The organism is Streptomyces sp. NPDC031049 (assembly GCF_055571015.1).
The window spans coordinates 15,210-38,858 of record NZ_JBVIGC010000004.1 but is presented as its reverse complement, the minus strand read 5'-3'; the positions used below and the strand labels follow the sequence as shown (position 1 = coordinate 38,858).

Sequence of the window (23,649 nt, the reverse complement as noted above, 5' to 3'; positions counted from 1 at the left end):
CGACCAGGGGAGCTTATCCCTGCGTCAGGACAACTGCCCGTCGTAGTCCGGCAGTTTGAACGTCTTCTCGGCGTGGCCGCCGGACAGGTCGGTGGCGCTGTTGCCGATGTTGGCGATGATCGTGTAGCCCTTGGACTCGATGTCGACGCGCTGGGCGGTCTTGTAGTCGGCGACGTTCTTGAACAGGTCGAAGAAGCCGCGGACGTACAGGCCGGAGGACTCGTAGCCGGCGTGGTCGAGGTTCCACTCGGTGGGGTGGTAGATGATCCCCGGGCGGGCGGTGACGAAGAACAGGGCGACTCCGCGCTCCTGGGCGTACCGGGCCGCCTGGAGCACCGGCGCGTTGGCGGGCTGGGGGTAGCTGAAGCCGAAGTCGGTCTCCAGCGAGGTGTTGTCGATGTCCAGGACGATCGCCTGCTTCTCGCCGGGCCGGGCGTCGGCGATGCGCTCCTTCAGGTACGGCATGGCCTGGTCCATCACGGCACGGCAGTCGCGCTGCCAGGTGTCGTAGTCGACGTCGGCCGCGGCGGTGGCTGTGGCCGTGGCGGCCGGGGCCTGCGCCGGGGCGGGCGACGTCGTGGTCGCGCCGGCGGGCGTGACCGTCACGGTGAGCACGGCCCCGGTGACGGCGGCGGTGCCGAGGGCGCGCTTCCAGGCGCGCCCGGACTGTCTGGTCGGTCCGGTCTGTTCGGTCATGGGGGGTGGCGTCCTCTCATGCCTGCGCGGATGCCTGACGGCATCAAGGTGTCGCGGGCATGCTCGCGTCAACAAGTGGCCGGACGGCAACGATTGGGTTACTGACCGGTTGTCACGTGGAGGGCGCCCGGCCGGGCCGCCGGGGCGCCCTCCTGCTCGCTACGCCGTGATCTCCACGCCGCTCGGCACGTTCCGCACCCGCGGCAGGCGCGGATTGACCCGCAGCACCCGCAGCCGCGGGAAACGGGACAGCCAGGAGACGTCCGTGTCGGTCAGTTCGGCGTTGAGCCACAGGTGGGTCAGCCGCTCCGGGATCAGGCCCGCCAGCAGTTCCCCGGCCCGCATCACCCCGGCCACCTGGATGCGCTCCCGTCCGCCCAGCTCGCGCAGGGCCGCCAGCTCGGCGGTGTCGGAGACGGGGAAGTACAGCCCGTCCGGGTCCAGATGGGCGATGATCTCGCGGGCGTACCGCTCGGTGTCGAAGTGCCGCCAGCCCCGGGCGAGTTCGGCGCGGACGGGGAGCGCCGCGCGGGAGCGCAGCCGGGCCAGGTAGTCGATGGCGGCGTCGTCCTCGACCCGGGTGGCGGTGATGGCGAGCAGCCGCGCCCGGCGGTCGTCGGTGACCTGGTCGGGGTCGGGCAGCAGCTGGAGGACGATGGGGCCGACCCAGCCCAGGCCGCGGGCGGCCGGCTCGGTGGCGGGCCGCACCAGGTGCTTGGTCCGGTCGTGGACGAGCCGCTGCACCGCCGGGTCGAGTTCGGTGACGTGCTCCAGGCAGGCGGCGGCCATCAGCCGCCGGTGGTTGACCTGCGGCCGGCGCAGCCCCGGCGCGGCGGCCAGCAGCTGTTCCAGGAACCGCGCGCACTCCTCGGGCCGTGCGTGGGCGGCCGCCATGCGGATGACCTCCTCCCACTCGGGCCGGTGGGCATGGTCCACCAGCGTCGGGAACCGGCCCCGGGCCACGATCTCCTTGGCGGCCAGGTAGTCCTGGAAGGTGCGGTGCACGAAGTCCACCGAGTCGCCCGACCGTTCGCGCAGCAGCCCGGTGCGGTGCAGCAGGTGCCGGAAGATCGTCGCGCCGTCGCCCTGCGCCCGGGCGACGGGCATGGCGGGCAGGGCGGCGTCGAGTATGCCGACCGCCCGCTCGCGCGGCAGTTCGGAGACGCCCTCCTCCAGCATGGCGTGGGCGAGCTTCTGGAGCAGCCGCTCCCGGGTGCTCTGCTGCAACCGCACGTCGTCCGCGTAGAGCACGTCCCGCTCGGGGTCGCGGCGCTGGAGCAGCATCTCCAGGGCCGCGTCGTACAGCTCCTTGCGCCCGCTGGGCAGGGAGCCGGCCCGGTCCCGGTTCAGGGCGCAGATCAGGCCGCACATCAGCGGGTTGGTGGCGAGCTGGCGCAGCTCGCGGTAGATCCGTACGGAGTGCAGCAGCCGCTGCTCGTACGCGTCCAGCGTGCCCCGCTCCCGCTGCGCCGGGCCGGGCCGGCTCTGCTCGTCGAGCCGGGCCGCCGTGTGCCAGTCCCGGATGAACCGGGTCACCCGGTCCCGCGACATCGGGGCGAGCACCAGCTCGACGAAGCCCTCCTCGGCCAGCCCGTCCGCCGCGAGCCAGCCGTCCTCCACGGCGGACGGCCGGGAGGTGACCAGGCAGCCGTTGCCCGAGAACACGCGCAGCAGCCGGCGCAGCCGGTCGCGCAGCTCGCCGCGGGCCTTCTCCGGCGCCTCGTCGATGCCGTCGACCAGCAGCAGGGCGCGGCCGGCGAGCAGGGTGCGCACCACCCAGCCCTCCGGGGCCCGGTCGGCGAGCGGATGCCGCACCGCGTGCAGGAAGTCGTCCGGCGCGGGGAAGCCCTCCCGGGCGAACCGGCGCACCGGCAGCACGAACGGCACCCGGGAGCCCTCGCGGGCGGCGGCCACGGCCAGCCACTGGACCAGCGTCGTCTTGCCCGACCCGGCGACACCGCGCAGCAGCACCCGCTCGTGGTCCTCCAGCGCGCGGTCCGCGAGCAGGACGGTGCGCTGCTCGTCGGAGTCGTCGCCGACGCCGCCGCGCTCCTCCGCCTCCAGGCTCAGGTAGGTCTCCTCCAGCGGCCAGCGGTCCGGCGCGTTGGGGAAGTCCACGCCCACGATGGTGAGCCAGCCGTGCCGGCGGGCCACCCACTGGGCGTACTCGGCCTCGAACCGCACGTCCTCGGGCGGGCGTTCGCTCCGCGGCGCCGTCGCCTCGGCGTCGCCCAGGTCCACCAGCCGGGCGATCCGGCCGGCCTGCTGCGGCAGCTGGCGCTGGAGGCAGGGGGAGCGGCGCACCAGGTGGTGGACGAGGTGGAGGCAGACCGACACCAGCAGCGCGTCGTGGAACCAGGCGGCGTCCGCCGACAGCGCCCGGTCGGCGCCCTGGACCGCGCCGCGCAGCCGGCGCGCGTAGCCCTGCGGCCCGAGCCGGACCGCGTCGGCGTCGGTGACGTCGACCTCGGCGATCGCCAGCAGGGTACGGGCCAGGACGTCGACGACCGCGGGCAGCTCGGCGGTGGGGGCGGCGTACCGCTCGGCGGCCAGGTGGACCAGGTCGGCGGCGGTGCGGTGGACGTCGTCGGCCGTGGCCGGGGGTGCCGGGCCGAGCCAGCTGACCAGACCGGCGACCGGCTCGGGAGCGGCGGGCGGCCGGGCGGGGGCGCGCAGCAGCCGGGAGACGAGCGGCGCGGCGAGGGCGGAGGGGGTGCGCACGACGTGATCCACGGGTCCGGCTCACCCCCGCTCACCGGCTCGGGACCGCTGCCGGGCGGTGCCCCAGGTGAGCTGCACGCCGGCCGGTACCTCGCGGGCCATGACGGGGTCCTCGTCGCCGGCCACGTGGACGCTCTCCAGGGAGGGGAACGCCGACAGCCAGGCCAGGCCCTCGACCGGATGCGGAGCCCCCAGCGACAGGTGTCTGAGCCGCTCGGGCACGATCAGCGACGTGAGGTCTTCGATCCGGTAGGTGCCGCGCAGGCTGATCTGCTCCCAGCCGCCGATGGAGCGGAGTATCCGCAGGTGCTCCACCGCGGACACCGGGACCGGCCACTGCCGGGGCAGGTGGGCGAGGATCTCCCGGGCGTACAGCTCCCGGTCGAAGCGGTCCCAGGCGTCGGCCAGGAAGACCTGGAGCGATCGTCCCGGATGGTGGCGGAACCGGGTCAGGAAGTGCAGGGCCGCCTCGCTGCCGACGTCGATGGCGGTGGTGACGACCCGGGCCGCGGTGCCGTCGTCGATCCCCTCCGGGCCCGGCAGCAGGTGCAGCACCAGGTCGCCGCCCGCCCGGGCCAGTGCGGTACCGCGTCCGAAGTCGGCCGGCGGTACCAGCTCCGCCAGCTGTTCCTCCACCCGCTTGCGCATCCCCGGCTCCACCTCCGCCGCGTACCGCAGCCCGGCCGCGGCCAGCAGGGTGTGCCGCGGTGTCCCCCCGGCCAGCAGCCCGCGCAGCATCCGCTCGGCCTCCTGGGGACGGGCGTGGGCGAGGGCGAGCAGGATCACGTCCTCCCACCCGTCCTCGCCCGCGTGGCGGACCAGCAGGTCGAAGTCCATCTCCTGCACGGCCAGCCGGGCGCCCAGATAGTCCTGGAAGGTGCGGTGCAGGAAGTCCACCCGGTCCTCGGCGGGCTCGCGCAGCACCCCGGAGCGCAGCAGCAGCGAGCGGTGCACCTCCTCCGCGCCGGCGTCGGCCAGTCCCAGCGCCGGCAGCGCCCGTCCGACGATGCGCAGGGCGTCCTCCCGGTCCAGCTCCAGCCGGCTGTTGCGGATCAGCCACCAGGCCAGCTTCTGCAACAGCTGCACCTGGGTGGCGTACGGCAGCCGCGGCCCGTCGGGGCCGGGCAGCTCCCGCTCCCGGTCCCGGCGCTCCAGCAGCATCGTCAGCGCGGCCTCGTACAGGGACTTGCGGTCCTGCGGCAGGAAGCCGCGGCGGTCGCGGTGGAGCGCGCACAGCATGCCGCACATCAGCGGGTTGGCCGCCAGCCGGTTCAGCTCGGAGGTGATCCGCACGGCGGCGAGCAGCGATGCGCCGACGGCCTCGTCCGCCCCGGCCGCGCGGTGCCAGCGCCGTACGAAGGTGGCGACGTCGTCGCGGGCCATCTCGGCCAGGGTCAGCTCGGCGAAGCCCTCGGCGGCCAGCCAGTCGTCCGGGACCGCCGAGGGGCGGGAGGTGACCAGCCACAGGTTGCCGGGGTAGGCCCGCGCCAGCTCGCGCAGCCAGCGCCGGGCGGCGTCGCGGCGGTCGCCGGCGATCTCGTCGATGCCGTCGACCAGCAGCACCCCACGCCGGGCCCGCAGCACCCGCTCCGCCCAGCCGGGCGGCTGCTCCCCGGCGACCGGGCAGCCGACCGCCCGCAGGAAGGCGCCGGGCGCCGGCAGCTCCGCCCCGGGCCGCACGATCCTGCGCATCGGCAGCACGAACGGCACCCGCCCGATCAGGTGGGTCAGCCCGTGGTCGTAGACGCGGCTCGCGGCCGTCACCGCCAGCCACTGCACCAGGGTCGTCTTGCCGGACCCGGCGACACCCCGCAGGAAGACCCGGTCGTGTCCGGCGAGCACCTGCTCCGTGGGCAGGCGCAGGCGCTCCGCGCCGCCGGGCCGGGTCGCCTCCAGGCTCAGATAGGCGGTGTCCAGCGGCCACTCGCGGGTCCCGGCGTCCAGCCCGTAGATGGTGAGCGTGCCGTGGCGGGCGGCGATGTGGTCCGCGTACCGCTCCTCGAAGCCCGCGTCCTCGGCGGACTGCGGCGGCAGTCTCTCCAGCAGGACGTCGACGGCCCGGACCAGCCGGGACAGCTGCTGGGTCTGGACGGTCAGCTGCCGGGCGACGTAGGTGGAGCGCTGGGTGAGGAAGGTGAGGATGTGCAGGGCGGCGGTGTGCAGCAGCCGGTCGTAGAGCAGCAGGCCCGCCTCGCCCAGGCCGTACGCCGGCAGCGCGACCCTGCCGCGCAGCTCGCGGGCGAACCGTTCGGGCCCGAGCCCCACCGCCTCGTAGTCCTCGATGGTGATCTCGCCGAGCGCGGCGAGGGTCTGAGCCAGCGCCTCCCGGACCGCCACGGCCTCCCCGGCGTCCACCGGCGGATCGGCGGGGCCGGCCGCCTTCTGCGCCCTGCGGACCAGCTCGGCCGCGACCTTGTCGACGTCCTCGGGAGTGACGCTGCGCTTCTCGCGGCGGAACGACACCAGCGCCGACAGCCGCACCGGACGGTCGACGAGTCGCGCGCCGGGCCCGTCCTGGACGAAGAGTCTGCGGATGAGCGGTGCGACCGCGCCGGAGGCGATCCGGACCCCTAAGGATGTGGCGTCGACCATAGTCCGAGGGTAGGTGAACCGCCTTGGCGAAGGGGTGTGTTGGGTGATCCGGGAGTAGCCCGGGTCACATTCGCGGGCCACGGGAGCGGGCTGCCGGTGATGTGCCGCACAGGACGTGCGTCACGTACTACGCGGAATAGGAGAAAGGGCGAGAACTAAGAAATCGGACATATGGGCCGGATGGCTGGAGGGAAATCCGGGTCCCTGAGCTGGTATGTCCCAAATGGCGGCTCTGTCGCTCCGCGTGAAGTTTGGGGATGAAGTACGACATCTGGTCGTAGGTCACACCTTTGTGCGCTTACGACCGATCGGGTTACCAAGGTGAGGCCCGCCCGGCGAACGCCAGTGCGTCTCCCGGATGGGCATTCCTGTGCTCCCGTCCCCATGAGGTTCGAATGTTCTCGCGTGTCACGTCCCGCATCTCCCGCCCGACCACCCTCCGCACCCGTGCGGCCGTGACGGCCGCCGGCCTCGGCGCTTCGGTCGCTCTGGGAGCCGGGGTCGCGGCCGCCGTCGACACCACGGCGGCCTCCAGCGCCACCGCCTCCACCGCCGCGCACGCCGTAGAGGCGCAGGCCGCCGCCCAGGCCAAGGCCGCCAAGGCCGCCAAGGCGGAGAAGGCCGCGAGCGCGAAGAAGGCCGCCGCCAAGAAGCCGGCCGCCAAGAAGAAGGCCGCCTCCTGGGTCGACCCGGTCAAGAACTACAAGCTCACCGCGAGCTTCGCCCAGAACGGCGGCATGTGGGCCTCCAAGCACAGCGGCCAGGACTTCGCGGTGCCGGTCGGCACCAACGTGGTGGCCGCCGGTGGCGGCACCGTCGTCAAGGCCGGCCCGAACGGCGCCGGTGACGGCCCCGCCTACGGCAACGCCGTCGTGATCAAGCACGGCAACGGCACGTACTCCCAGTACGCCCACCTGTCGAAGGTGGACGTGAAGGTCGGCCAGATCGTGAAGGCCGGTCAGCACATCGCCAAGTCCGGCAACACCGGCAACTCCAGCGGTCCGCACCTGCACTTCGAGATCCGCACCACCCCGAACTACGGCTCGGCCGTGGACCCGGTCGCCTTCCTGCGCTCCAAGGGCGTGACCGTCTGAGGGGTCTCCCCCTAGGAGTCGGCCTCCCCGCCCCGGTGCGCCTGGGTGACCAGATCGGTGGCGACCTCGAGGACGGCCGCCCGCTTCCTGGCGGGGTCGGCCTCCAGGTCGTGGAGGACGAACAGCCCGGCGTGCAACGTGAACAGTGCACTGACACAGCGGACCTGGTCCACCAGGTCCGCTTCGGGGTCGATGAGGATGTCCTTCAGGCCCAGGACCCGGTCCTTGAACATCTCGCCGATCCGCAGTTCGCGCACCGTCGCCTGGTTGTCGTGCATGAACCGGAACAGCGGCGCGGCGTCCGCCAGCGCGTCGCTGTAGCGGCGGATGATCTCCTGCTTGGTGGCCAGGGTGTGCGGCTGCCGGGCGCCCCACTCCACGAGGTCCTCGACCGGCTTCGAGAGGTCCTCGAAGATGCTGACCAGGATCTCTTCCTTGGTCTTGAAGTGGTAGTACAGCGCGGCTTTGGTGACCTCCAGCCGCTCGGCGATCTCCCGCAGGGAGGTCTTCTCGTAGCCCTGCTCGGCGAAGAGTTCGAGGGCCACGTCCTGGATGCGCTGGCGGGTGTCCCCGCGGCGCCGCTGCTTGCTGCCGTCCATCGTGCCGCCATCCTCCTACGCCGTGCGCCTTCCGGAAAACTTACTTGACGTCCGGCTAGTTACGCGTCTACCTTCCCCATCGTATTGAACTTGCCGGTCGGCAAGTAAGTAGAGCGGGCAGGACGGAGTGGGGGCGCGCGATGACCGACGCACCGACGGCCGGGGTCGCCGAGACGGACGGCACCGGGAAGCAGCCGAGGAGCGTGCGGGTCGTCCTGCTCGCCCTCATGATCGCGATGATGCTCGCGATGCTGGACAACATGATCATCGGCACCGCGATGCCGACGATCGTCGGCGAGCTGGGCGGGCTCGCACACCTCTCCTGGGTGGTCACCGCCTACACCCTCGCCACCGCCGCCTCCACCCCGCTGTGGGGCAAGCTCGGCGACATGTACGGCCGCAAGGGCTCGTTCATGACGTCGATCGTGATCTTCCTGATCGGCTCCGCGCTCAGCGGCATGGCCCAGGACATGGGCCAGCTCATCGGCTTCCGCGCGGTGCAGGGACTCGGCGCCGGCGGTCTGATGGTCGGCGTCATGGCGATCATCGGTGACCTGATCCCGCCGCGCGAGCGCGGCAAGTACCAGGGCATGATGGCCGGCGTCATGGCGCTGGCGATGATCGGCGGACCGCTGGTCGGCGGCACGATCACCGACCACTGGGGCTGGCGCTGGGCCTTCTACATCAACCTGCCGCTCGGCGCGGTCGCGCTGGCCGCCGTCGGCGCCGTGCTGCACCTGCCGAAGAGGCGTTCCCACGCCCGGATCGACTACTTCGGCGCCGTGCTGCTGACCGTCGGCATCACCGCGGTGGTCCTGGTCACCACGTGGGGCGGCACCGAGTACGCCTGGACCTCCACCCGGATCATGGAGCTGATCGCCATCGGCGTCGCCTCGCTGGTCGGGTTCGCGTTCTGGCAGACCAGGGCCGCCGAGCCGATCGTGCCGCTGCACATCTTCCGCAGCCGCAACTTCACGCTGATGTCCGTGATCGGCTTCATCGCCGGCTTCGTGATGTTCGGCGCCACGCTGTTCCTGCCCCTCTACCAGCAGGCGGTGCAGGGTGCCTCCGCCACCAACTCCGGGCTGCTGCTCCTGCCGATGCTCGGCGCGATGCTCGTCACGTCCATGGTCGCGGGCCGGGTGACCACCAGCACCGGCCGCTACAAGATCTTCCCGGTCGCCGGCGCCGCGCTGATGGCCGTCGGCCTGTATCTGCTGTCACTGATGGACACGGACACCTCCCGCCTCACCTCCGGCGTGTACATGGCCGTGGTCGGACTCGGCATGGGGTGCCTGATGCAGATCACCATGCTGGTGGCGCAGAACAGCGTGGAGGCGAAGGACATGGGCGTGGCCTCCTCCTCCACCACCCTCTTCCGCACCCTCGGCGCCTCCTTCGGAGTCGCGATCATGGGCGCCGTGTTCAACCACCGGGTCCAGGACGTCATGGCCGAGCGGGCCGGCTCGGCGGGCTCGGCGGTGACCGAGCAGTCCGCGCAACTGGACGGGGCGAGCCTCGCCCGGCTGCCGGACGCCGCCCGGGAGGCCTACGAGCACGCGGTGGCGGCCGGTACCCACGGGGCCTTCCTGCTCGGTGCCGCGGTCGCGGTGCTCGCGCTGGCGGCGGCGGTGTTCGTCAAGGAGGTGCCGCTGAAGGGCTCGGGCCCCAAGGCGGCGGACGGGGCGGCGGACGGCGGCCCCGGCGACGACCCGGCGCCGGGGAGGGTGCCGGTGGGCGAGGCGGTCTGACGCCTGTCCATCCGCCCCACCCGTCCATTCGCCCACCCGTCCGCCCGCCCAGCCGAGATGGTCAAGAAGCTGGTGGCCAAGGGCGCGCTCGGCGCCGGCGTGCTGACCACCGACGACATCCACGGCGACTACAAGAAGCTCAAGGACCGGGGCGTGGGGTTCCTCCAGGAACCCCAGGAGCGGCCCTACGGCACGGAGGCGCTGTCCCGCGACGACTCCGGCAACTGGTTCTCCTTCACCCGGCCCCGCGAGGGCGGCCTGGACATGGACCAGGAGCGATGCCGGTAGACCGGCGGCCCGTCACTGCTGCCCGGACAGCGGCAGCATCGGATAGCTGCCCGTGTTGGTCGGCGCGTGCTCCGGCAGCCACAGCACGGCGACCGCCCCCTCGGACGGCACGTCCTCGGGCGCCCCGGCGGGCCGCACGTTGCGGAAGGTGAGGCGGGCGCCCAGGACCCGCGCCTGCCCGGCCGCGATGGTGAGCCCGAGGCCGTGCCCGCGTCCGGCACGGTCCGCGCTTCCGGTGCGGAAGCGGCTCGGGCCCTCGGCGAGCAGCGCCTCGGGGAACCCGGGCCCGTGGTCGCGGACCCGGACGACCCGCCCCTCGACGCTGACCTCGATGGGCGGCCGGCCGTGCCGGGCGGCGTTGGCCAGCAGGTTGAACAGCACCCGTTCGAGACGGCGCGGATCGGTCGTGACCTCGGACTCGTGCACCACCAGCACGTCGACGTCCGGGTCCTTGGCCGCCACGCGCCGGGTGACGAACTCGCCCAGCATGATGTCCTGGAGCTCCGCCCGCTCCGAGGCGCTGTCCAGCCGGGCCACCTCCAGCACGTCCTCGACCAGCGTGCGCATCGCCTTGGCCCGGTCCAGAACCAGTTCCGTGGGCCGGCCCGGCGGCAGCAGCTCGGCGGCGGTCAGCAGACCGGTCACCGGGGTGCGCAGCTCGTGCGCGATGTCGGCGGTGACCCGGCGCTCGGCCTCCAGCCGCTGCTGGAGGGCGTCGGCCATGGCGTCCACGGCGCGCGCCAGGTCGTCGGTCTCGTCCCGCACCACCCCGCCGATGGCGTCCCGCACCCGCACCTCGCGCTCGCCCTTGGCGACCTGGTTCGCGGCGGCTGCGGCCTTGCGCAGCCGCCGCGACAGCTGCCCGCCGATGAGCACGCCGAGCGCGCTGCCGCCGAGGACCACCGCGATGGAGCCGATCACCAGGGCCTGGTCGAGATCGTCGAGGATGTCCGAGCTGCGGTCGGTGAACGGGCTGTGCAGGGACATCACGTGCCCGTCCTTGAGCGGCACGGCCGCCCAGATGTCCGTCACCCCGTCCGGCCGGTCGCAGACGTACGTCGCCCGCCGCCCGCGCTCCACCTTCTTGCGCAGCTCCGCCGGCAGCTCCGGGTCGTCGATCTGGGCGTTGGGGAAGTTCAGCCGCCCGGACAGCTCGTAGTTGCGCTGGGCGATCTGGATGCGGTCGTCGGCGAGGTCACGGGCGTTGTCCAGCATCGACACCCGCGCGGCGTTGTGCACGACCAGGCTCAACGCGACCGCGACCAGCGCCCCGACCAGGGCGATGGCCGCGCTCAGCTTCCATCTCAGGCCCGTGCGGATGCCCGCGCGGCGCACGGCCGAGGCGATCAGCCGCCGGAAGAACCCCCGCATACGCGTCTCTCAGGCCTTGAGCTTGTAGCCGAAGCCGCGGACCGTCTCGATGCGGTCCTGGCCGATCTTCGTCCGCAGCCGCTGCACATGGACGTCCACGACCCGGGTGTCCCCGCCCCAGCCGTACTCCCAGACCCGCTCCAGCAGCTTGTCCCGGGAGAGCACCGTGCCTGGCGCGGAGGAGAACTCCAGCAGCAGCCGCATCTCGGTGGGCGTCAGCGCCACCGGCCGGCCCGCCCGGCGCACCTCCATGCCCTCGGTGTCGACCTCCAGCTCGCCGAAGGTCAGCACCCCGCCGTCGTCCGGGGCGGCCGTTCCGTCCTTCCGGTCGCCGCCGCTCGCGTGCCCGAAGCGGCGCAGCACGGCGCGGATCCGGGCGACCAGCACCGCACCGTCGAAGGGCTTGGTCACGTAGTCGTCGGCGCCCGCCTCCAGGCCCAGCACCACGTCGATGGAGTCCGCCCGCGCCGACAGCATGATCACCGGCACGGTCGACTCGTCCCGGATCCGGCGGCACAGGCTGACCCCGTCCAGACCGGGCACCATGACGTCGAGCAGCGCGATGTCGGGCCGCCGCGCCCGGAACGCCTCCAGTCCGGACAGGCCGTCGGGCATCGCGGTGACCGCGAAGCCGTCCCGCTCCAGGGCGAGCTGGGTGGCCTCGCGGATGACGTCGTCGTCCTCGACGAACAGGACGTGGGTCTGGTCTGCCATCCCGGTTCTCTCAGGTCTCGTGGTCGTCGTTCGGCCAGGTCTCGTGGGCGTCGTCCGGCGTGCGGTCAGTTGTCGGGCGCCGGCGTGGGCACGTTCCCGGCGGCGTTGCTGTAGTCGTTGTGCGTGCGGTACTGCTCGTCGAACCGGTCCCCGGACCAGCGGTAGGTGATCACGTTCTCGCCGGACGGGCTCGCCACCGGGTCGCCGTCCTCGTAGACCTGCTTGGTCACCACCAGGTCGCCGCGGTCGATCTCGGAGTAGACCGGGGGCTCCTCGGCCTTGAACACGTTCTGGTACCTGCCGTCCGTCTCACGGTAGACGTAACTGCCCACACCGACCGCGTCGCCGCAGGTCAGCACGTTGACGACGACGTCCTCGGCCGAGTTGCCGGTCAGCTTGCCGTAACTGACGTCGAGGGGGTACTCGTCGCCGACGCACGGCTTCAGCTCCCGCTTCACCTCCGCCGAGACCCGCGGGTCGCCCTTCACCAGGCGGACGGCGTCGACCCGGTCGGGCACCTTCGACGGGGAGGGCGAGGCGGACGGCGACATGGCGGCGCCGGTCACCGCCTCGGCGTGGGCGGGGCCCTCGTCACGGGCACCGGTGCCTCCGGCGCCGCAGCCGGCGAGCACAAGGGCGAGGGCGGCGAGCCCGGCACCCGCCGTACTCGCCGCCTGAACGTCGTTCCTGCCGCCCCGGGTGCCCCTTGTGTCCTTGGCGCCCCTGGTGCCGCCGGTCAGGCCGCGCAACGCTCCCGCTCCTCACGCTCCAGCGCGCGTGCGTCCAGATCGCGGGCGACCAGCTCCTCGCGGAGCCGGGCGAGCGCCCGGTGCAGCGTGCTCTTGACCGTTCCGGCCGACATGCCGAGGGCGGCGGCCGTTTCCTCCGTGGACATCTGCTCCCAGTGTCGCAGCACCACGACGCTGCGCTGCTTCGGGGCGAGCACCTTCATGACGTCCATCAGCAGGGCGCGGTCCGCGTGCTGCTCGGTGGCGTCGTCCACGGAGGCGTCCGGGAGCTGCTCGGTGGGCACCTCCTCCAGCTTGCGCGCCCGCCACCACTCGGTACGGGTGTTGATCATCACGCGCCGCAGGTAGGCGTCGGCCAGCCGCTTGTCCTCGATGGTCTCCCAGCGGCCGTACGTCCGCGCCAGCGCCGTCTGGAGCAGGTCCTGGGCGTCGACGGGGTCCGGGACCAGGCGCCGGGCACTGCGCAGCAACGCGTCCTGCCGAGTGCGGACGTACTCCTCGAACTCGAGCACCTCGCCCTGTGCCATGGTGAATCGCCTCCCCTTTCCCCGTGGAAGTCCCCGTTGGAAGTCCTCGTCGGTCCGTGCGCCCTGCCGTGACCGGTGGGCACGGAACGAAGGTAGGGAAGCGTTGTCACGGCACTGTCCGAGGCAGCCTGCGGCTGACCCTCGGCTGTCCGTCGGTTGTGTAACGGACGCGGGAGGCGCGGCGAGCGGTCGGGGGTTTGCACCTCTGTGCCCCGATTCGCCCGTCGGGTCGGGCGGGCCGGGGGAGACGGTCGGCTGTCACGAGGGCCGGCGCCCGCCGGCTGCCCGGCCGGCCGCCGTGGATCAGGTCAGCGGCAGCCGGTAGCGGCCGTCGGCGAGCGGTTCGACCAGGCCGTCGGCGACCAGACCGTCCAGGGCGCGGGCACGCTGGACCGGCTCGTGCCAGACCCGGTCCAGGGCCGCCTGCGGCACCGGCCCGTGGGCCTCGCGTAGCACGGCGAGCAGCCGTCCCCGTACCTGCCGGTCCGTCCCCGCGTACGTCTGCCCCCGGCGCGGCGGCCCGTCGTGCTCGGGCTTGCCCGCGAGCCGCCAGGCGCACTGCGCGGCGATCGGGCAGCGGTGGCACGACTCGTTGCGGGCGGTGCACACCAGCGCGCCCAGCTCCATGGAGGCGGCGGCCCAGCGCGCGGCGGTCGCCTCGTCGTCCGGCAGCAGCGCGCGGGCGAGCTTGCGTTCGGCGGTGGTGGTGGCGTTCGGCGGGTACTGCACGCCGGTCACGGCGCGGGCGAGGACCCGGCGGACGTTGGTGTCCAGCACCGGGTGGCGCTGGCCGTAGGCGAAGGAGGCCACGGCGGCCGCCGTGTACTCGCCGATGCCGGGCAGCGCCAGGAGCTGGGCGTGGTCGGACGGTACGTCGCCGCCGTGCCGTTCCGCTATGGCGGCGGCGGCGCCGTGCAGCCGCAGGGCGCGGCGCGGGTAACCGAGCCGGCCCCAGGCGCGGACGGCCTCGCCGGGGGCCTCCACGGCGAGGTCGGCGGGGCGCGGCCAGCGGGCCATCCACTGCTCGTAGACCGGCAGGACGCGGTTGACCGGCGTCTGCTGGAGCATGAACTCACTGACCATCACACCCCAGGCGCCGGCCTCCGGGCGCCGCCAGGGCAGGTCGCGGGCGTGCTCGTCGAACCAGTCGATGACGGGGGAGTGCAGCGCGGCCGGGGCCGCCTCGGCGGCGGCGTCCGCGGGGGAGGTGTCGGGGGAACCGGTGTGCGAGGGCTTCGTGGGCGCAGTCATGACCTTCCGATCCTGCCACGGGAGGACGCCCGCGCGGGCGCACCGCCACCCGGAGGAGGTCACGGCACCTGACGATCGACAGCGGTGGGGCGCCGCGCCCCGGGGGTAGCGTCGGCGCAATGGAACACCCCGGCCAGGCTTCCGAGCACCCCGCCCCCCGCCGAACCGGCCCCACCACCCCACCCGACGGCCCGGACACGGCCCCCCGCCCCGCCCGTCCGGACAGCCCCACATCACCCGCCCGTCCGGGCAACCCCGCATCGTCCGACCGTCCGAGCCCGCCGACGCCCCCCGGCTCGCCGGTCCCCTCGTCCGCCTCCGAGCAGCCCGTCCCCGCGGCTCCCCGCGACCGGCCGGGCCACCCGCCGTCGCTCGGCCTCCATAGCAGCCCGGTACCGTCCGACCGCCCGGGCCCGCCGACGCCCCCAGGCCTCCCCGGCCAGGCGGCCCCGCCCCGCACGCCGGGACCCGGCGGAGGCGTCGGGCGGGTGGTCCGGCTCGGTCGGGGGGTGCTGTTCTGGGCCGCCCTCGCGGCGCCCGCGTCGGCCGCGGTGTGGCTCGGGGTGGGGGAGCCGCGCGGCGTCTGGCCGCAGGCGGCCGGGCTCGGTGCGCTCGCCGGGTCCGCAGCGCTCGCCCGCCGGCACCCGCTCGCCGCCTTCGCGCTCACGGCCGCCCTGAGCCTGGCCACCGCCCCCGCCCTGTTCACCGTCGAATACGGCCCCGCCCTCGCCGTCCTCGCGCTGCTGCTCGGCCTGCGCGCACCGGGCGCCCGCCCGGCGGTGGCCTGCTTCGCGGCGGTCGCCGCCCTCGGTGCCGTACGCATCGCGCTCGTCGGCGTCGACCCGGCCCCCGAAGCGATGGTGCTGACCGGCACGCTGCTCTTCGGCTGCGTCTTCCCCTGGCTCGGCGGACGCTACTGGCGGCAGAGCCGCGCCCTGGCCGAGGCCGGCTGGCTCCGGGCGGCGCGGCTGGAGGACGAGCAGCGGCACGCCGAGGAGCGCGCCCGGCTGCGCGAACGCGCCCGGATCGCCCAGGACATGCACGACTCCCTGGGCCACGAACTGAGCCTCATCGCCCTGCGCGCCGCGGCCCTCCAGGTCGCCCCCGGGCTCGCCGACGACCACCGCGCCGCGGCGGCCGACCTGCGTGCCGCGGCGGCCGACGCCACCGACCGGCTGCACCGCATCATCGGTGTCCTGGGCGAGGACGACGACCCCGTCCCGCTGTCTCCGGCGGGCGAGGGCATCGAGCAACTCGTCGCCCGCGCGGCCGAGTCGGGCCTGCCCGTGTGCTGGCGGCCGGACCCGGACGCGCCCGCCCCCGAGCCGGGCGGCATCACCGAACGGCTGCTGCACCGGGTGGTGCGCGAGGCGCTGACCAACGCCGCCCGCCACGCCCCCGGCGCACCCGTGACCGTGACGCTCACCGGGGACCGGCACGGCAGCACCGTCACCGTCACCAACGGGCGGGCGACCGGGGAGAGTTCCCCGTCCCGTGGCGGCACCGGCCTGCTCGGGCTGCGCGCCGCCGTGACCGCCGTCGGCGGCGAGTTCGCGGCGGGCCCGCACGGAGCGGGCTTCCGGGTGCGCGCGCACGTCCCCGCACAACAGGCCGCCCGCCCCGCCCCGCGCTCTCCGGCCTCGCCCTTCGCCCGCGCCCGCCGCCGGGTCGCCGTCGGCCTCGCCACCGCCGCCGGCGCGGGCGTGGCCCTGACCGGCGCCGCGTTCGCCTGGTACGCCTACACCGAGACCCACGCGGTCCTCAGCCCCAGCGCGTACGCGAAGCTGCGCCCCGGCATGACCGCCGCGCAGGTCGCCCGTGTGCTGCCGGACCGGGAGGTGCGCGACCCGCCCGTGGACCGCGCGCCGGCGGTGCCGCCGGGCACGGACTGCCACTACTACCGCGCCAGCGGCGAACTCCTCGTATCCGTCGACCACTTCCGCCTCTGCTACGACACCGGCTCGGGACGACTGGCCGCCAAGGACGTGATCCCGCGCGTCGGACCGGACACCACCGAACCCCCCGAGGAGCCCACCTCATGATCCGCGTCCTGCTGGCCGACGACGAGGCGATGGTGCGCGCGGGCGTGCGGGCCATCCTGGCGAGCGGCGGGGAGTGCGAGGTCGTCGCCGAGGCGGGCGACGGCCGCGAGGCCGTGGACCTGGTCCGCGCCCACCGCCCGGACGTCGCCCTGCTCGACATCCGCATGCCCCGCCTGGACGGCCTCGCGGCGGCCGAGGAGATCGGCCGCACCACGCCCGGCACGGCGGTCGCGATGCTGACCACCTTCTCCGAACAGGCCTACGTGGCCCGCGCGCTGACCGGCGGCGCCACCGGCTTCCTGCTGAAGTCCGGCGACCCCTACGAGCTGCTGGCGGGCGTACGGGCGGTGGCGGGCGGCGGCGCCTTCCTGTCCCCGAAGGTGGCCCGGTACGTGATCGAGGACCTGGGCAGGGCCGGGGGCGGCGGCCGGCTCGGCCGCGAGGAACGGGCACGCGCGCGCGTGGCCCGGCTCAGCCCACGCGAACGCGAAGTGCTCGGCCTGGTCGGCGCGGGCCTGTCCAACCCCGAGATCGCCGCCCGGCTGCACCTCGTCGAGGGCACGGTGAAGGCGTACGTCAGCGCGGTCCTGGACCGGCTCGAGGTGCGCAATCGCGTGCAGGCGGCGATCGTCGCGTACGAGGCGGGTCTGGTGGAGCACTGAACCGGCCGTCACGGACGCCGGTGGCCGGCGTACGACGGGACGCGCGCCGGCCGCGGCCCCGGTCCCGTCAGCCACCGCACGGCGGGTGCCGACGAGCCGCGCATCGTCTCCGCCAGCCGCGTCGCCGGACGCGTGGCCAGCCGTACGGCCACCAGGACGACGCCCGCGCCGAACAGCAGCCCGGCGACGACGTCGTGCGGATAGTGCACGCCGACGAACACCCGGGAGAAGGCCAGCAGCAGCGCGAGCGGCGCCGTCAGCACCACCAGCGCCCGCCGGATCAGCACCAGCCCGGCCGCCGAAGCACCGGCGATCGTGGCGTGGTTGCTGGGGAAGGACCAGTCACCGTGCGGCGGACAGGCCGCCAGCGAGGCGGCGGCGTCGGCGACCGCGCGGCACGGACGCTCCTGCGCGAAACCGGACTTGAGCAGCTCGCTGCCCACGTACGCCACTGCCGTGGCCACAGGTGCGAGCACCGCGATCGCGAATCCCCGGGCGTCGTCGCGCCGCGCCCGCCACCAGGCGGCCACGAACAGCACGGCGAACAGCACGATGCCGGCCTCCGTGCCTGTTTCGGCGGTGTGCTGGACCCAGGCGGGGGCGTCATGGGCGAGACCGGTGATGTCCCGGTACAGCGTGGAGTCGTCGAAATCCATGGTCACGGACAGTAGGCAGCCGCGGGATGCGGTCACACCCTGCGATCGTCACGTGCGTCCCCTGACGAAAGTCGGGGAGGCGGGCCCGTCACCGGGATGATGATCCGGAAAAGTTGCGGCCCCGAACGGCGGGTGGGGCAAGGGAACGTGCCGATCTCTCGTACAGTTTGCGCCGTGGGATCTCTGCGCAATCCGGTCGGGCCGCTTCCCTCCTCCATCTACTGGCGACGGAGGGCCGTACTGCTGTCTGTGATCGCCCTGTTGGCGCTGCTGATCACGTGGATCGTGACCGCCGGCGGCGGGGGCGGCGGCAACGGTCACGACAACGGCGCCGACGGCAAGAATCCCGCGCCCTCGATCACTCCGGGGCCGTCGAGTTCCGGCCCGGCGATCAGCCAGGCGCCGGGCGGGCGGGACGAGTCGGGCGACGGCGGCTCCTCCGGGTCCGGTGGGGGCAACGGCTCCGGCGACGACTCCGGTTCGGGCTCCGCGACCGGGGGCGGCGGCTCCGACGGCAGTGCGGGCGGCGGCTCCGACGGCGGCACGGGCACCGGGGTCGGCGCCCAAGACGCGCTGCCGGGCGGTTCCGGGCTCCCCAACTGCACGCCGAACGCGGTGAAGTTGAGCCTGCGCAGCGTCCGCAACGCCTACGACCCCGGCCGGCGGCCCGCTTTCCAGCTGACCGCGCGCAACACCTCCGGCAGCGACTGCAAGATCGACCTCGGGCCCAAGTACACCGTGGTGACGATCACTCAGGCCGGTGCCGAGGACCCGTACTGGTCGTCCGCCGACTGTCCCAAGGGCGCGCGCAGCCTCCAGTACCGGGTGGCGGCGAACAGCGCCATCACCTCCACCGTCACGTGGGACCGCAAGCCCAGTGCCCCCGAGTGCGGCACGCCTCCGGCGGGCTCGGCCAAGCCGGGGACGTACCTCGTGGAGGCGAAGGCGCAGGGCTTCACGAAGGTGCAGACGTCCTTCGTCCTGGAAAGCGACTGACCCCGGGCCGGTACGGCGACGGAACGACGGCCGCCCCCGCGACGGGAGGACGGCAGCCCGGACGGACCAACGGCCGCCCCCGTGACGGAACGACGGCAGCCCCGCGACGGCGACCGCAGCCCCCGCGGCGGCGACGGCCGCCTCGCCGGGGCCGGACGGCGCCCCGCCGCGGCCTAGACGTACCGCTCGAGGATCGAGGACTCCGCCAGCCGGGACAGCCCTTCCCGGACGCTGCGCGCCCGGGCCTCGCCGACGCCGTCCACCGTCTGGAGGTCGTCGACGCTGGCCGCCAGCAGCTTCTGCAAGCCCCCGAAGTGCTCCACCAGCCGGTCGATGATCGCCCCGGGCAGCCTCGGCACCTTCGCCAGCAGCCGGAACCCCCGCGGCGACACCGCCGAGTCCAGGGTCTCCGGCGCACCGGTGTAGCCCAACGCGCGGGCCACCGTGGACAGTTCGAGCAGCTCGGCGTGGGAGAGCTTGTCCAGCTCGGCGAGTGCCTCGTCGACCGTCCGGGACCGCTTGGCGGTCGGCTCGGGCACGTAGTCCCGCACGACCAGCTCCCGCTCCGGCTCCACACCGGCGATCAGCTCGTCCAGCTGGAGCGCGAGCAGCCGCCCGTCGGTGCCCAGCTCGACCACGTACTCGGCGATCTCGGTCGCGATCCGGCGCACCATCTCCAGCCGCTGGGCGACCGCGGAGACGTCCCGGACGGTGACCAGGTCCTCGATCTCCAGCGCGGACAGCGTGCCCGCGACCTCGTCCAGCCGCAGCTTGTACCGCTCCAGGGTGGCCAGCGCCTGGTTGGCGCGGGACAGGATCGCCGCCGAGTCCTCCAGGACCCGGCGCTGCCCGTCGACGTAGAGGGCGATCAGCCGCATGGACTGGGAGACGGAGACGACGGGGAAGCCGACCTGCTTGCTGACCCGGTCCGCCGTGCGGTGCCGGGTGCCCGTCTCCTCCGTGGGGATCGTCGGGTCCGGGACCAGCTGGACACCGGCCCGCAGGATCTTCGACAGGTCCGAGGAGAGCACGATGCCGCCGTCGAGCTTGCACAGCTCGCGCAGCCGGGTCGCGGTGAACTCCACGTCCAGCACGAAGCCGCCCGTGCACATCGCCTCGACGGTCTTGTCGGAGCCGAGCACGATCAGTCCGCCGGTGTTGCCGCGCAGGACGCGTTCCAGTCCGTCACGCAGTGCCGTGCCCGGAGCCACGGCGCTCAGCGAGGCGCGCATCAGGCCATCGGAACCGGCACTCCCACCGGACTTTCCGGGAGCTGCTGCCCGGTCGTTGGCTGCCACTGCACTCCTCCGGTCGCAGGTTCTGGGGCGCTCCCGTGTCGCACACTCGGACGTACGGACGGGCGAGACCTGGGCAAAGTCTACCGGCGGTCCTCCGCCTCCCGTGGGGCCTCTCGGCGACGCGAGCGCGGAAGGACCCGCAGTGCGTCCCCTATGTCCGCCACTTCCAGGACCTTCATCCCGGCCGGCGCCTTGCCCGGATCGCCCGGCACCAGGGCGTGCGTGAAGCCCAGGCGGTGGGCCTCGGCGAGCCTGCGCTGCACGCCCGTGACCCGTCTCACCTCACCGGCGAGCCCCACCTCGCCGATCGCGACGAGGTTCTTCGGCAGCGGGGTGTCGGAGGCCGCGCTCGCCAGCGCCAGGGCCACGGCCAGGTCCGCGGCGGGCTCGGAGAGCTTCACACCGCCGACCGTCGCGGAGTAGATGTCCCTTTTGCCCAGGGCGCTGATGCGGCCGCGCTGCTCCAGGACGGCCAGCATCATCGACACCCGGGACGTCTCCAGGCCGGAGGTGGTGCGCCGCGGGGAGGGGATCTGGGAGTCGACCGTGAGGGCCTGCACCTCCGCGACCAGCGGGCGGCGGCCCTCGAGGGTGACGGTCAGGCAGGTGCCCGGGACCGGTTCGTCACGACGGGTCAGGAAGAGTCCGCTCGGGTCGGCGAGGCCCGTGATGCCCTCGTCGTGCAGTTCGAAGCAGCCGACCTCGTCCGTCGCGCCGTAGCGGTTCTTGACGCCGCGCACCAGGCGGAGGCGGGCGTGCCGGTCGCCCTCGAAGTGCAGGACGACGTCGACCAGGTGCTCCAGCAGGCGCGGGCCGGCGATGGCGCCGTCCTTGGTGACGTGGCCCACCAGCAGCGTGGACATGCCGCGTTCCTTGGAGGCGCGGATCAGGGCGCCCGCCACCTCCCGCACCTGGGCCATGCCGCCGGGCGCGCCGTCGATCTCCGGGGAGGCGACCGTCTGGACCGAGTCGAGGATCAGCAGCGACGGCTTCACCGCGTCCAAGTGGCCGAGGACCGCGGAGAGGTCGGTCTCGGCGGCGAGGTAGAGGTGGTCGTGCAGGGCGCCGATCCGGTCGGCGCGCAGCCGGACCTGGCTCGCCGACTCCTCGCCCGTGACATACAGCGTCCGGTGTTCCTCGCTCGCCGACTTGGCCGCCACGTCCAGCAGCAGCGTGGACTTGCCGACGCCGGGCTCGCCGGCGAGGAGCACCACGGCGCCGGGCACCAGTCCGCCGCCGAGCACCCGGTCCAGCTCGGGCACGCCGGTGCCGCGGGCGGTGGCCCGGCGGCCGTCGACCTGGCCGATGGGCAGGGCGGAGGTGGTGACGCGGCCCGGTGTCGTCGTGCGGACCGCGGGCGCGCCGTACTCCTCCACCGTCCCCCACGCCTGGCACTCGGGGCAGCGGCCGAGCCACTTGGCCGTCTGCCAGCCGCACTCGGTGCAGCGGTAGGACGGCCGGTCCTTGGTGGTCTTCGTACGGGCAGCCATGCCCGAAACGGTAACCGCCGCCACCGACAGCCCGTCCCCACGGCCCCAGGGCGGCCCCACCGCCGCGTACCGGCCGCTGCCGGTACCGGCGCCCGGGCAGCCGCTGCCGGGGCGGCCCCCCAGTAGCCGCTACCGGCCATCCGCCATCCGCTACCGGCCATCCGCCGCACCCGACGCGCCGCGGAACAAAGCGTTCCTGTCCCCTATTGAGGGATCGTTTCACCCGTACGGATTAAAAGTGGCTATCGCGCCAGTTCGCGCCACCCATATCCCCCTACGGTCACCGGGTGATGAGCAGCAGTCCGCAGACCACGACCCGCACGACCGGCGCACACCGGGCGCACAGGGAAGCGCGTGACCGCGCTGCGGCGCGCGCGGTGGCGCACCGGCCGTCCGCCCGCTACGAGCCCTATCTGGACGGCCTGTTCACCTACTGCCTCTCCGTGCTGTGCGACCACGACGCGGCGACCGCCGCCCTGGGCGACGTCCTCGCCCTCGCCGAACGCCGCGGCAACCGCCGCCCCGACGCGCCGGGCGACCGCAGGGCCTGGCTCTACGCGCTGGCCCGCTGGGCGTGCCTGCGCAAGCTGACCGAGGCCAAGCAGAAACGTCCGGGCAGCCATGCGGCGGGCCGCGCCACGGCCACCGGCACGGCCCGCACCGCCCCCGCGGGCGCCGCCGCGCCGGGCCCGGGCGGTGCCCCCGCGGGCCCCGGCGCACCCGCGCCCGTCCCCGCCGAGGTCCAGGAGCAGCGCCGCCGGGAACTGGCCCTGCTGGCCTGGCCGGAGGCCGCCGGCACCAGCCCGGAGCAGCGCGAGGCCCTGGAACTCGCCGTGCGCCATCACCTGTCCGCCCACGAGGTCGCCGCCGTCCTCGGCATGGACCCGGCCGCCGCCCGTGAACTGCTCGCCTCCGCCGCCTGCGAGGTCGAACGCACCCGCGCCGCCCTCGCCGTCGTGGAGATCGGCGGCTGCCCGGGTGTGGCCCGTCTCACCGGCGACGACCAGCTGGTGCTGAGCGCCGCCCTGCGCCGCGAGCTGGTCCGGCACGTCGACGACTGCCCGCGCTGCCGCCGCACCGCCGAGCGCGCCATCCCCGGCCGCTGGCCCGGCACCAGCGTCACGCCCGCCGAGCTGCCGGTCCTCCCGGCGCCCCGCGCGGCCCTGCACGTCGCCATGGCCCACCTGCCGCGCGCGCGGGTCGCCGCCCCCCGCTTCGACCGGCGGGGCTTCCCGATGGACCCCAAGGACCGCGCGGCCCGGCGCGACCGCCTGCGCGCGCGTGCCGTCACCACGACCGTCGTCGCCACCGTCGTCGCCGCCCCCGTGCTCGCCCTGTGGGCGGCCCACCGGGGCACGCCGGTGGGGGAGGCGGAGGACGGCCGCGCGGCCAGCGCCAGCGAGGCGCACGGCCCCGACGGCCCGGACGGCGAGGCCGTGGGCGGCTACGAGAACACCGGCAACGCCACCACCGCGCCCGGCACCGGCTTCGGCAAGAACGGCGAGGCGGACGTCTCGGTCGAGGTCCACAGCGTCTCGGGGGCCGGCAAGGGTGCCGGGCACCTGGAGGTGACCGCCGGGCACAGCGGCGACACCACGCTGATCACCCTCGCCGCGAGCGGCCGGTCCGCGGTGCGCTGGTCCGCGTCCACCGGCGCCGGCTGGCTCTATCTGAGCCGGTCGTCGGGGACCCTCCGCCCCGGCGAGACACTGACGATCAAGGTGTACGTGGACCATCTGCGCGAACCGTCCGGCCACTGGACGGCGCGGGTGGCCGTCTCGCCCGTCGGCGCGGTCGTCACCATCGAGGGCTACGGCACCGCGCCGAGCCCGCCGCAGCCGCGCCCCAGCACCCCGGGCCACCCGGGCGGTCCGGGCACGCCGGCCCCGTCCGACCCGGACCCGACGCCCTCGGTCTCGACACCTCCCGACCCGACCCCGAGCCGGACGCCCACGTCCCCGCCGCCGACGGACCCCACGCCCACCGAGCCGGCCCCGACCGGCACGGGCGGCTCCACACCGCCGCCCAGCGACAGCGGCGACCCGAGCCCGTCCACGTCGTAGCCCGGTCGGCGCCGCGGGACGCCCGGAATGCCCGGCGCCGGGGACTGCCTGGTGCCGTGGGACTGCCCGGCGCCGCGGGACCGATCGGC

The 23,649-nt window shown here is 74.2% G+C and carries 18 protein-coding genes and 1 pseudogene; 7 read left to right on the top strand and 12 right to left on the bottom strand.

Features of this window, described 5'->3' with window-relative positions:
• Positions 1-24: 24 nt before the first annotated feature.
• The 3 genes from ACZ45Q_RS07955 to ACZ45Q_RS07945 form a co-directional block, all read right to left on the bottom strand.
• Positions 25-696 (bottom strand): HAD family acid phosphatase, encoded by a 672-nt coding sequence (locus tag ACZ45Q_RS07955; RefSeq protein ID WP_468256582.1) that lies wholly within the window; start codon positions 694-696, stop codon positions 25-27.
• A 159-nt stretch (positions 697-855) separates the two neighbouring features.
• Positions 856-3,429, bottom strand: coding sequence for an NACHT domain-containing protein (locus ACZ45Q_RS07950; RefSeq protein ID WP_468256580.1), 2,574 nt, complete (start codon positions 3,427-3,429; stop codon positions 856-858).
• Positions 3,430-3,438: 9 nt separating this feature from the next.
• On the bottom strand, positions 3,439-6,009 hold the full coding sequence (locus ACZ45Q_RS07945; protein ID WP_468256578.1) for an NACHT domain-containing protein: 2,571 nt from the start codon (positions 6,007-6,009) through the stop codon (positions 3,439-3,441).
• A 395-nt stretch (positions 6,010-6,404) separates the two neighbouring features.
• Here ACZ45Q_RS07945 and ACZ45Q_RS07940 point away from each other — a divergent pair, with 395 nt between their 5' ends.
• On the top strand, positions 6,405-7,103 hold the full coding sequence (locus ACZ45Q_RS07940) for a M23 family metallopeptidase (RefSeq protein WP_468256576.1): 699 nt from the start codon (positions 6,405-6,407) through the stop codon (positions 7,101-7,103).
• A gap of 11 nt (positions 7,104-7,114) precedes the next feature.
• On the opposite strand, the gene ACZ45Q_RS07935 is transcribed toward ACZ45Q_RS07940, so the two are convergent.
• A complete protein-coding gene (locus ACZ45Q_RS07935) occupies positions 7,115-7,702 on the bottom strand; it encodes a TetR/AcrR family transcriptional regulator (protein ID WP_468256574.1) in 588 nt (195 codons plus the stop codon).
• A 140-nt stretch (positions 7,703-7,842) separates the two neighbouring features.
• On the opposite strand from ACZ45Q_RS07935, the gene ACZ45Q_RS07930 reads away from it, so the two are divergent.
• A complete protein-coding gene (locus ACZ45Q_RS07930) occupies positions 7,843-9,453 on the top strand; it encodes an MDR family MFS transporter (protein WP_468256571.1) in 1,611 nt (536 codons plus the stop codon).
• A 51-nt stretch (positions 9,454-9,504) separates the two neighbouring features.
• Positions 9,505-9,741 (top strand): annotated as a pseudogene (locus ACZ45Q_RS07925) (VOC family protein); the annotation flags it as partial.
• 12 nt (positions 9,742-9,753) lie between these two features.
• Here the strand turns inward: ACZ45Q_RS07925 and cseC are convergent.
• From cseC to ACZ45Q_RS07900, 5 genes are all read right to left on the bottom strand, one after another.
• On the bottom strand, positions 9,754-11,112 hold the full coding sequence (gene cseC / locus ACZ45Q_RS07920; RefSeq protein WP_468256569.1) for a two-component system sensor histidine kinase CseC: 1,359 nt from the start codon (positions 11,110-11,112) through the stop codon (positions 9,754-9,756).
• Between the two features lie 9 nt (positions 11,113-11,121).
• Positions 11,122-11,826, bottom strand: a complete 705-nt coding sequence (gene cseB / locus ACZ45Q_RS07915; protein ID WP_468256566.1) for a two-component system response regulator CseB — start codon at positions 11,824-11,826, stop codon at positions 11,122-11,124.
• 65 nt (positions 11,827-11,891) lie between these two features.
• A complete protein-coding gene (locus ACZ45Q_RS07910; RefSeq protein ID WP_468256563.1) occupies positions 11,892-12,575 on the bottom strand; it encodes a hypothetical protein in 684 nt (227 codons plus the stop codon).
• Positions 12,563-13,102: a SigE family RNA polymerase sigma factor gene (locus ACZ45Q_RS07905; protein WP_468256560.1), complete on the bottom strand. Its 540-nt coding sequence runs from the start codon at positions 13,100-13,102 to the stop codon at positions 12,563-12,565. The genes ACZ45Q_RS07910 and ACZ45Q_RS07905 overlap by 13 nt, the downstream gene beginning before the upstream one ends.
• Before the next feature lie 303 nt (positions 13,103-13,405).
• The gene (locus tag ACZ45Q_RS07900) at positions 13,406-14,353 is read right to left on the bottom strand and encodes an HhH-GPD family protein (protein WP_468256558.1); all 948 of its coding nucleotides are present in this window, start codon (positions 14,351-14,353) and stop codon (positions 13,406-13,408) included.
• Positions 14,354-14,841: 488 nt separating this feature from the next.
• Here ACZ45Q_RS07900 and ACZ45Q_RS07895 point away from each other — a divergent pair, with 488 nt between their 5' ends.
• Together ACZ45Q_RS07895 and ACZ45Q_RS07890 are read left to right on the top strand one after the other, a co-directional pair.
• Positions 14,842-16,395 (top strand): histidine kinase, encoded by a 1,554-nt coding sequence (locus tag ACZ45Q_RS07895; protein WP_468256555.1) that lies wholly within the window; start codon positions 14,842-14,844, stop codon positions 16,393-16,395.
• Complete coding sequence (locus ACZ45Q_RS07890) at positions 16,392-17,057, top strand: response regulator transcription factor (protein ID WP_468256553.1); 666 nt, start codon at positions 16,392-16,394, stop codon at positions 17,055-17,057. The genes ACZ45Q_RS07895 and ACZ45Q_RS07890 overlap by 4 nt, the downstream gene beginning before the upstream one ends.
• Positions 17,058-17,065: 8 nt before the next feature.
• Here the strand turns inward: ACZ45Q_RS07890 and ACZ45Q_RS07885 are convergent, their stop codons facing one another.
• Entirely contained in the window at positions 17,066-17,713 is a 648-nt protein-coding gene (locus tag ACZ45Q_RS07885) for a phosphatase PAP2 family protein (protein WP_468256550.1), read from the bottom strand.
• Between the two features lie 174 nt (positions 17,714-17,887).
• On the opposite strand from ACZ45Q_RS07885, the gene ACZ45Q_RS07880 reads away from it, so the two are divergent.
• Entirely contained in the window at positions 17,888-18,709 is an 822-nt protein-coding gene (locus ACZ45Q_RS07880) for a hypothetical protein (protein WP_468256547.1), read from the top strand.
• Between the two features lie 173 nt (positions 18,710-18,882).
• Here ACZ45Q_RS07880 and disA read toward each other — a convergent pair whose 3' ends face one another.
• Entirely contained in the window at positions 18,883-20,007 is a 1,125-nt protein-coding gene (gene disA / locus ACZ45Q_RS07875) for a DNA integrity scanning diadenylate cyclase DisA (RefSeq protein WP_468256545.1), read from the bottom strand.
• Positions 20,008-20,087: 80 nt separating this feature from the next.
• On the bottom strand, positions 20,088-21,497 hold the full coding sequence (radA, locus tag ACZ45Q_RS07870; RefSeq protein WP_468256543.1) for a DNA repair protein RadA: 1,410 nt from the start codon (positions 21,495-21,497) through the stop codon (positions 20,088-20,090).
• A gap of 287 nt (positions 21,498-21,784) precedes the next feature.
• Here radA and ACZ45Q_RS07865 point away from each other — a divergent pair, with 287 nt between their 5' ends.
• On the top strand, positions 21,785-23,560 hold the full coding sequence (locus ACZ45Q_RS07865) for a BACON domain-containing protein (RefSeq protein ID WP_468256540.1): 1,776 nt from the start codon (positions 21,785-21,787) through the stop codon (positions 23,558-23,560).
• The last annotated feature ends 89 nt before the right edge of the window (positions 23,561-23,649 follow it).

Excerpts from the sequence above, each read along its gene's own strand:
- ACZ45Q_RS07955 (WP_468256582.1), bottom strand. The coding sequence starts at position 696 with ATGACCGAACAGACCGGACCGACCAGACAGTCCGGGCGCGCCTGGAAG.
- ACZ45Q_RS07945 (WP_468256578.1), bottom strand. The coding sequence starts at position 6,009 with ATGGTCGACGCCACATCCTTAGGGGTCCGGATCGCCTCCGGCGCGGTC.
- ACZ45Q_RS07940 (WP_468256576.1), top strand. The coding sequence starts at position 6,405 with ATGTTCTCGCGTGTCACGTCCCGCATCTCCCGCCCGACCACCCTCCGC.
- ACZ45Q_RS07935 (WP_468256574.1), bottom strand. The coding sequence starts at position 7,702 with ATGGACGGCAGCAAGCAGCGGCGCCGCGGGGACACCCGCCAGCGCATC.
- ACZ45Q_RS07930 (WP_468256571.1), top strand. The coding sequence starts at position 7,843 with ATGACCGACGCACCGACGGCCGGGGTCGCCGAGACGGACGGCACCGGG.
- cseC (WP_468256569.1), bottom strand. The coding sequence starts at position 11,112 with ATGCGGGGGTTCTTCCGGCGGCTGATCGCCTCGGCCGTGCGCCGCGCG.
- cseB (WP_468256566.1), bottom strand. The coding sequence starts at position 11,826 with ATGGCAGACCAGACCCACGTCCTGTTCGTCGAGGACGACGACGTCATC.
- ACZ45Q_RS07905 (WP_468256560.1), bottom strand. The coding sequence starts at position 13,102 with ATGGCACAGGGCGAGGTGCTCGAGTTCGAGGAGTACGTCCGCACTCGG.
- ACZ45Q_RS07900 (WP_468256558.1), bottom strand. The coding sequence starts at position 14,353 with ATGACTGCGCCCACGAAGCCCTCGCACACCGGTTCCCCCGACACCTCC.
- ACZ45Q_RS07890 (WP_468256553.1), top strand. The coding sequence starts at position 16,392 with ATGATCCGCGTCCTGCTGGCCGACGACGAGGCGATGGTGCGCGCGGGC.
- ACZ45Q_RS07885 (WP_468256550.1), bottom strand. The coding sequence starts at position 17,713 with ATGGATTTCGACGACTCCACGCTGTACCGGGACATCACCGGTCTCGCC.
- radA (WP_468256543.1), bottom strand. The coding sequence starts at position 21,497 with ATGGCTGCCCGTACGAAGACCACCAAGGACCGGCCGTCCTACCGCTGC.